Consider the following 7342-nt stretch of genomic DNA (forward strand, 5'->3'; position numbering starts at 1 on the left):
GCCTCTGCCTCCTTAAGCACGGTGATGATTTGGCTGTCCGAAAATCTCGATTTCTTCATTTTGTAGAACTCCCTCTATCCGAGAAAATTCTACTTCTGCACACCCCTATTTTCCGGGGGGATTACCAGACCTTGCTAATTGACAAGTCCTGCAAGGTGCTGATCAAGGGATTCAACGGGGGTATCAATACCGGAAGATGCAGGTTCCAGGAGAGGAGCGATTCACCGAGACACCCGACAAGAACAGGTTTTCGCACCCGCATGATGCTTTGCAGTACGTGGCGCTTGGGCACTTGGGCAATCCTGGGAATGACGAATCCAAGGGCAGGCCGAAGTCACGTGATCCGCGAAGTTATAAGACGGCATAACCCAGTAGGTACACAAATTACTGTCCAAAGTGTGTGTCTACGGTTATCAGGACAGGTCACTTCAGATGTTCATCGGCTCGCAAGCGGTCGGTTATCAGATCGATAAAGCTGCGTACCTTGGCTGAACCAAACTTGCTCTCCCTGTGCACGATATGGATGGGCAAGGGCGCATTTTCGTACTCAGATAAAACAATCTTCAGTTCACCTGCCGCCAGATAGGGTGCTATCTGGTAGGACATCAAGCGAGCAATACCGAGACCACAGCGGGCTGCCTCGATGGCAGCATCATTGCTGGTAACTGTTAACCGAGGTTTTAACCTGACATTGAAGGGGGAGGATTCGGGACCGAACTTCCACTCCACCGCTGATGAGACCCCTGTCGCGGCAATAATCGTCTGCTTGTGCAAATCCTGCGGCAGTATTGGGACACCATGTCGTGCCAGATAATCAGGTGACGCGCAAAGTACGCGTTTTACCCAGCCAACTCCAATAGCCCGCATGCTTGAATCGGGTAGATGACCAATCCGCACTGCAACATCGATCCCCTCTTCCAGCATATTGACAACCCGATCCAGAAATATCGCTGACACTGTTACATCAGGGTTGCGATTCAGGTATGCGATGATGCCGGGCATGACAAACATTTTGCCGAACAATACCGGTGCAGTGACCGTCAGATGTCCACGAGGGGCAGCGTTATTTCCGGCAGCTGCCTCGTCAGCCTCAATCACCTCCTCCAGGATGCGACGCGCGTCATCCAGATAGCGCTGACCGGATTCGGTAACACGCACATAACGGGTTGTCCGGTGCAGCAACTTAACCCCCAGCTTTGTTTCCAATGACGAGATAGCCCTGGTAACGGCTGGTGGTGACATCCCCAGTCGCCGTGCGCCCCCGACAAAACTCTCCTCTTCGCTCACTGCCACGAACACCGTCATCAGGTGCAGCTTGTCCATATTTCATTCCTTTTAGTGGAATAATCTATTGCATTGTATGGATATTCTTCAATTTCATGTACATAGGTAGAGTGGTGTCACTCGCAACGCATTGGGTGGTGCGAGTTGTAATCCACCTAGCCAAGGAAACCATCATGAGCCGAATCAGCATCCCAACCGTTGAGCAATCCGTTGAAGCAAGCAAGCCACTCCTAGCTGCCGTTAAGCAGCAACTAGGCATCGTTCCCAACTTGATGAAACTGGTAGGCCACAGTCCAGCAGCACTGGAGGGCTACCTGTCACTTAATGGTGCGTTGAACAAGGGCAAGCTGGATGCAGCATTGCGTGAGCGAATCGCCTTGACGATTGCCGAGTTCAACGGCTGCAATTACTGCCTCTCTGCCCACACCTATCTGGGCTTGAATGTGGTCAAAATGACCGAAGCCGAGATTGCTGCAGCCCGTGACCACCACAGCAGCGATACAAAGACAGCAGCCGCCTTGCACTTTGCCTTTCGGGTGGCTTCTGAGCGTGGCCGGGTGAGTGATGCTGATCTAGTCACACTGCGCCAAGCGGGCTTTGATGAAGCAGAGGTCGTCGAGATAGTGATGGTGGTCGCCCTCAACGTACTGACAAACTACATCAATAATGTCGCCCAGACAGATATTGACTTCCCCGTGGTCTCTGCCAAGTAGGCAAACCTGTTCACATCTCTCGTTACCACATTCAATTCTGGAACCATCATGACAGAGACCACACATGCTATACGTCCGCCAACTCCACCATTCAGTCGAGAAGACGCGATAGTTAAGGTGCGTGCTGCCGAAGACGGTTGGAATGAACGTGATCCCGCTAAAGTTGCACTTGCATACACGACAGATAGCCGCTGGCGCAATCGTGATGAATTTCTACACGGTAGAGAAGCAATAGTGGCTTTCTTGACTCGAAAATGGCAGCGTGAGCTCAGTTATCGCCTTATCAAGGAACTCTGGGCTCACACCGATAACCGGATTGCTGTTCGATTTGCTTATGAATGGCACGATGCCACCGGGCAGTGGTATCGATCCTATGGTAACGAGAATTGGGAGTTTGATCGTAGTGGCTTGATGGCGATTCGCCATGCCAGTATTAACGACTTGAAGATCGTGGAGTCGGCTCGGCTTTTTCATTGGCCGCAAGGCCGTCGCCCCCTTGATCACCCAGGACTAAGTGATCTTGACTTATGATCGCTGACCAACAGCCAATGAAACCAGTGAGATAGTGTAACGATTCAAAAATAGGAAAAGTGTAGAACTGCCTGGAAACTAAGGCTGATATAGTCCTTCGCTAAGCCAATCAATATGTTGCACATTTGATTGGCCATCGGGTCAAGGCTTCTTATAAGAGTGTTGAGTAACCTAAAAGTAATGTTGTTCACCAGCATGGCGAGCCTGAATTCTTGCTCGACAAGTCCTTCAAGGTGCTCATCAAGGGATTCAACGGTGGATATCAGTACCGAAAGATGCTGGTTCCGGGCGAGGAACGTTACACGGAGACGCCAGATAAGAACCGGTTTTCGCACCCACATGATGCTCTGCAATACGTGGCGCTTGGGCACTTGGGCAATCCTGGGAATGACGAATCCAAGGACAAACCGAAATCACAGCGTATACACAATTACAAGACGGCGTAGGATGCTGTCTGAGCTTTAGGAGCGATTTTTAAGGAGACGTGAAAGCGCTGCGGCATAAGCCACCGAGTCTTCACGTTTGTCCACAGACAAAACTAGTACTACTAGTTCGTCATTTTCGACGGTGTATACCAAGCGATAACCTTGCTTCAGCAACTTAATCTTGTAGCAGTGTTGCAAGCTGCCGTGCAGCTTAGCGCCAGGCATACACGGTTCATCCAGCCTCTTTTCTAAGAGTTTTTTCAAGGGTTCTTTTATTGAACCGTCTAACTTTTTCCATTCAGTCAGGGCCTCAGGCACAAACTTTAGGCGATATTTATATTTCTGAACCATGTGATTCAAAGGGTATCGATATCAACTTCAATTGCCTGATCTCGCTTGGCAAGACGTTTTTTCAACAACGGTGTCATCGCCAAGTCTTCAGCCAGTTCCGTCAATGCTTCGAACAACTTCGGCTCAACCATGTAAAACGCAGCTTTGTTGTGGTTCAACACCGCGACGGGCCTGGGACCGGCTTCGCTTAAGACCTTCGATGGGTTCTTCTTAAAGTCAGTCAAGCTAATGGTGAGATTGGTAAGAAGGGTTTCCATTTCTACTGCTCCTTAATAAATTTGTCTCCAAATTACACGCTTAAATCAGTGCTGTATTCGGCTCTTTTTTTGGAGTGTAGCACCTTGATCCGCGCATCCGCAAAATTTAGTCGGCCAAAGTACCTGACTGGTAAAACTGCCATTTTTGCCCGTCTGCTTCGGTGTCGATGATCATTTTCACGGCGTCCAATAATTTCCACCCTTGTATGTGTAACCATCCTGTGTTCCAGCTGGAAAATCTGTGATGGTAAACAGGGGTTTCATTGACGAAGTTCGGCGTCAACACCGGTAACAACCCCTACATTGCCGCCATTCCCGCATCTCCGAATGGCCAATCATGCAAGGCGACGCAGCAACACTCATCGATACCGGCAAGGCCCAGCAGCAATACGGGCTGGTCCGTCATTACACCTACATCAACGGTGATCCCTGCCTGCTAATCCGGCCTGCTGTACCTAGGCTGGGCGCCAATGCCTTTGCGATCCGCCAGGATGACCTATGGCGCTGGCGTACCGATTGTGAAGATGTACGCATGGTGGCCAAGGCCGCTGTGCATGGTGCGCAAGTCATGCAGCTTGATCCCACCCCGCAGACCTGGACACAGATTGTCACTGTCATTCAGGATGGGCTCGACGAGTTGCACACGATGCCGCCTGCACCCAAGCAGCAACGCGAGGTGGTTGGCGAGATTGAGGTCATTGCCAACGGAAGACGGTTCACCAAGGACATCTACCAGTGAACGAGTTGGCAGATGATCGCTTGGTCAACGTCCGGGTGAGTAAGCGCATCGATCCCATTGCTGCCGAGGCGGGTCGATCCTTTCTTGGGCGCAGTGACGAGCAGGCGCAAACTGCCAGTGATCCGCTCGACACTCCCGCGATGCAAGCGCTGTTCCGTCGTCTGGTGGGTTATACCCGGCGTGAGATGGACCTGCAAGCCGAGAACCGGGCGCAGATCGCCATCGACCACGATTACTACGACCATATCCAGTGGAGCGTCGAGGATGCCCAGACGCTTCAGGCGCGTGGTCAGCTACCCGCTGTCTACAACAAGATCGCCACGTCGGTTAACTGGGTGCTCGGTACCGAGCGCCGTACCCGCGTCGATTGGAAGATACTGCCGCGCAATAGTGATGGCGCCAAAGCGGCAGAGCGCAAAACCCAGTACCTGAAGTACATCGCCGACGTGAACAAGGCGGGATTCGAGCGTTCCCAAGCTTTTGCGGATGCCGTCAAAGGCGGAATCGGTTGGGTGGAGGATGGTGGCCAGAACAATGCGGATGGCGAGCCGCTGTATTCACGCTATGTCCCTTGGCGCGAAATGCTGCCCGACAGTGCTGCCAAGCGCCACGATATGGGTGATGCGCGTTATCTGATCCGCCAGAAATGGCTGGACGTCGATGTGGCGGAACAACTTAACCCAACCCGTACCTGGGTCGTGCATAACGCCACCCGTGATTCGGATGCCTTGGGTAGCAGTAGTTGGTTTACCGATGATTTCCCCGACCAGGATGAGGAACAAGGGAAGCTGGGTGATGGCGTCTATGCCCGCCAGCGTGTCCGGGTCTTCGAAGTCTGGTACCGGGTTCTCGCCAAGGTAAAGAAGATGTTTGGTGGCGACTTCCATGGCAAGGAATTCGACCCCAATGATGCGGTGATGCGTGCTGCTTTAGATGGCGAGCTATGCCATATCGCCGAGCAGCAGCAAATGCAGATGCGGGTGGCTGTATTTACCTCTGCAGGCTTGCTGTACGAGGGCCGTAGTCCCTACAAGCACGACCGCTTCCCCTATACCGCCTTCATCGCCTATCGCCGAGACCGGGATAGCACCTTCTACGGCCTTGTTCGCGGCGTGCGCGACCCACAGGATGCGTTCAACAAGCGCATGTCCAAGGCGCTCTATGTGCTCTCGACCAACAAGGTCGTGATGGAGAAAGGGGCGGTCAAAAACGTCGAGAAGTTACGTGATGAAATGGCCCGTCCCGACAGTGTCATTGAACTGGAAGACGGTAACCTGAAGTTCGATCTGAACGTGGATCGTGATCTTGCTGCCGCACACCTGCAACTGGCCGAAATTGATGCCCGCATGGTGCAGGATATCTCGGGTATCACCGACGAGAACCTGGGGCGCAATTCCAATGCCCGCAGTGGCCGAGCTATCGAGGCACGGCAGGACCAAGGTGGTGTAGCGACCTCGGAGCTATTTGATAACTTCCGCCTCGCCATGCAGTTGCAGAGTGAGATACAGCTCAGCTTGATCGAGCAGTTTGCGCCACAAGACAAACAAATCCGCATTACCAACGCCAAAGGCGGGTTTGAGTTCCAGTCAATCAACGACGGACTGCCCGAGAACGACATTGTCGGTACCAAGGCCGATTTTGTGGTCAGCGAGCAGGACTATCAGGCAACAATCCGGCAGGCACAGGTACAGATGCTGTTCGAACTGGCTGCCAAACTACCGCCCGATATCGCCATTGGCATGCTCGACTTGATCATCGACCTGATGGATGTCCCGAACAAAGACGAGCTGGTTCAACGCGTGCGCAAGTTGACGGGCCAGCGTGACCCGGATGCCGAACAGACGCCGGAAGAAATCGCCGAGCAACAAGCCCAGCAGCAAGAACAGGCAGAACAGACCGCGCTCGCCAAGCGTGCCGCCATGGCCGATGTAGCGCAGAAAGAGGCAATGGCTGAACAGACGCGCAATGCCGCTCAGTTCCAGCCAGTAATAGATCAACTCGAAGCGTTAATGAAGATTCAGGGTAAGCAATACGCCCTCGCCGTGGATCAACTTGAAGCCAGGTTCAAAGAACAACTTGGCAGCCTCAAGGCAGCCATGCGCGACAACCAATCCCAAACCAATACCCAGCGGCCAAACAGGAGGGCCAGCAAGTCATGAGCAACAGCCAAGCACAATCAGATTACGACGACGGTTTGACCGACGAAGAACGCGCCATCCTGGACGAGACCAGCGACGTCGATGACGACCAACGCACCCTCGGCGAGATGATGGACGCGGGTATGGACCATGAAGACGACGAAGGTGGCGATGTAGACAGCTATTCAGAGGACGAAGAAGACGACCAGCACGCCGACGAGGAAGTCATCGAGCAGGAAGCGGAAACCGAGACGGAAGTAGAAGCCCAGGTAAAGGATGAAGCTGCGGCCACCGAAAAGGAAGCAGCCAATTCAACTGACACCACCCCCGTCACTGAACAGCGCTTCAAGCCGCAACCGGTTCAGTACGCGGTACCGGAAGTGCCCGACGATGCCAAACAACAACTCGCCGACATCAGCAAGCAACAATTGGCCCTGGCCAGCCAACTCGACAACTTTGAGATTGATGGCGCTGCCTACCATGCGCAGTTTCAGGCGCTGAACGAGAAAGCGCTCGACCTGCGTCTGGCAATCCGAGACGCTGACAATGCAAAGTCATTCAACACGCAAAACGCACAAGCAGCCGAACAGGCAGCGTGGGCACAAACCTGTGATGCGTTCCTGACGGCGCACAAGGCAACCTACGCTGACAACAAAGATATGACCGCCTGGCTTAATGAGGCGGTGATCCAGGTCGCCAATGACCCTGAGAATGCGGGGCTCAATGGCTGGCAGACCCTGGAAAAAGCACACGGAATTGCACGCGCAGAGGCCAAGTTGTTTGCGCTGATTGAATATTGACCCACCCTGCCGATTGAATATTGACCCAGTGATGGTTGCCGCCGTTTGACCGGCGACTGTGCATAACTATATCTCTACGGGCTAGTCTCACCCGTGGATTTTCC

9 protein-coding genes are annotated in these 7342 nt (G+C 53.2%); 6 read left to right on the plus strand and 3 right to left on the minus strand.

The genetic code is table 11. From position 1 onward, the window contains the following. Window positions 1-423 precede the first annotated feature (423 nt). Entirely contained in the window at window positions 424-1323 is a 900-nt protein-coding gene (locus ACUHMQ_RS19690) for a LysR family transcriptional regulator (protein ID WP_445297164.1), read from the minus strand. A 134-nt stretch (window positions 1324-1457) separates the two neighbouring features. Between ACUHMQ_RS19690 and ACUHMQ_RS19695 the strand changes: the two genes are divergently transcribed. From ACUHMQ_RS19695 to ACUHMQ_RS19705, 3 genes are all read left to right on the plus strand, one after another. Further along, entirely contained in the window at window positions 1458-1997 is a 540-nt protein-coding gene (locus tag ACUHMQ_RS19695) for a carboxymuconolactone decarboxylase family protein (RefSeq protein ID WP_445297165.1), read from the plus strand. A 48-nt stretch (window positions 1998-2045) separates the two neighbouring features. Continuing rightward, a complete protein-coding gene (locus ACUHMQ_RS19700) occupies window positions 2046-2528 on the plus strand; it encodes a nuclear transport factor 2 family protein (protein ID WP_445297166.1) in 483 nt (160 codons plus the stop codon). Between the two features lie 212 nt (window positions 2529-2740). Beyond that, on the plus strand, window positions 2741-2974 hold the full coding sequence (locus ACUHMQ_RS19705; protein ID WP_445297167.1) for a hypothetical protein: 234 nt from the start codon (window positions 2741-2743) through the stop codon (window positions 2972-2974). Between the two features lie 15 nt (window positions 2975-2989). Here ACUHMQ_RS19705 and ACUHMQ_RS19710 read toward each other — a convergent pair whose 3' ends face one another. Further along, complete coding sequence (locus tag ACUHMQ_RS19710; protein ID WP_445297168.1) at window positions 2990-3304, minus strand: type II toxin-antitoxin system RelE family toxin; 315 nt, start codon at window positions 3302-3304, stop codon at window positions 2990-2992. A gap of 5 nt (window positions 3305-3309) precedes the next feature. After that, window positions 3310-3561: a type II toxin-antitoxin system Phd/YefM family antitoxin gene (locus tag ACUHMQ_RS19715; RefSeq protein WP_445297169.1), complete on the minus strand. Its 252-nt coding sequence runs from the start codon at window positions 3559-3561 to the stop codon at window positions 3310-3312. Window positions 3562-3898: 337 nt separating this feature from the next. Between ACUHMQ_RS19715 and ACUHMQ_RS19720 the strand changes: the two genes are divergently transcribed. From ACUHMQ_RS19720 to ACUHMQ_RS19730, 3 genes are read left to right on the plus strand one after another with little or no spacing between them, the layout of a single operon-like run. Then, window positions 3899-4300 (plus strand): hypothetical protein, encoded by a 402-nt coding sequence (locus tag ACUHMQ_RS19720; RefSeq protein ID WP_445297170.1) that lies wholly within the window; start codon window positions 3899-3901, stop codon window positions 4298-4300. Next, window positions 4297-6459, plus strand: a complete 2163-nt coding sequence (locus tag ACUHMQ_RS19725) for a portal protein (protein WP_445297171.1) — start codon at window positions 4297-4299, stop codon at window positions 6457-6459. The genes ACUHMQ_RS19720 and ACUHMQ_RS19725 overlap by 4 nt, the downstream gene beginning before the upstream one ends. Further along, window positions 6456-7238, plus strand: a complete 783-nt coding sequence (locus tag ACUHMQ_RS19730; RefSeq protein WP_445297172.1) for a hypothetical protein — start codon at window positions 6456-6458, stop codon at window positions 7236-7238. Before ACUHMQ_RS19725 ends, ACUHMQ_RS19730 begins: the two co-directional genes overlap by 4 nt. The last annotated feature ends 104 nt before the right edge of the window (window positions 7239-7342 follow it).

This window comes from Chitinimonas violaceus, assembly GCF_052601015.1.